Here is a 596-nt window from a genome sequence, read left to right as displayed (position 1 = left end):
CAGCCACTGCCAATCGACCACAGCCAACATAAAGAATCTAAGTTGCAGCCAACATATAGTTGCCGTGAATCCTAGAGACTACAGCCAACATATTCACGCTGAGTTACTTACGCCTAGTTGCCGTGAAACAGGTGGCTGCATAAATGAATATCCTCGCGAGGAGAAAGGGGGAGGGATAAACGACCCCCATTCCTCGTCAGAGGATACGCGTATCCCTTTCTCCCCGACCTGTTAAGTTATTGATTTTACGGCAGGGATAGAAAAGGGAGAACTCTCCTGAGAGCTATTCTCATCCCTTTAAAATCGTGCATAAAGATGCAAATCCCTTGCATCCTCATTCAGCAGCCAACTTCTCCTTTTCTATCCCTTTTGCTTAGTTTTCTAGGTCTGAATCGTCGAGTGTTGGCTGCAATTCTAGATGGTCATTTGGCGATGATGGCAGCCGATATTGTGTCTTTCGTTCCCCCTCGCCGTTAAGTAATCGTCCGTTCTCGTCACGGCCAAAACAGATAACCTTGCGTTCTGCTAGTGATTTAAGTGCGGGTCTTCGCCCACCACCTGCGCCCGCCAACCGGATAATCTCGGCAGCGGTGAAG

At 48.7% G+C, this 596-nt stretch carries 1 protein-coding gene; it reads right to left on the bottom strand.

Features of this window, described 5'->3' with window-relative positions; translation table 11 throughout:
* Positions 1–373 precede the first annotated feature (373 nt).
* Positions 374–596, bottom strand: a 223-nt coding sequence (locus tag IBX22_RS37850) for a hypothetical protein (RefSeq protein WP_228540230.1), incomplete at its 5' end; no start/stop codon positions are given.

The sequence above is a fragment of the Nocardia sp. XZ_19_385 genome (assembly GCF_015355755.1).
GTDB lineage: Bacteria > Actinomycetota > Actinomycetes > Mycobacteriales > Mycobacteriaceae > Nocardia.
This window is presented reverse-complemented; position numbering and strand designations above follow the sequence as displayed.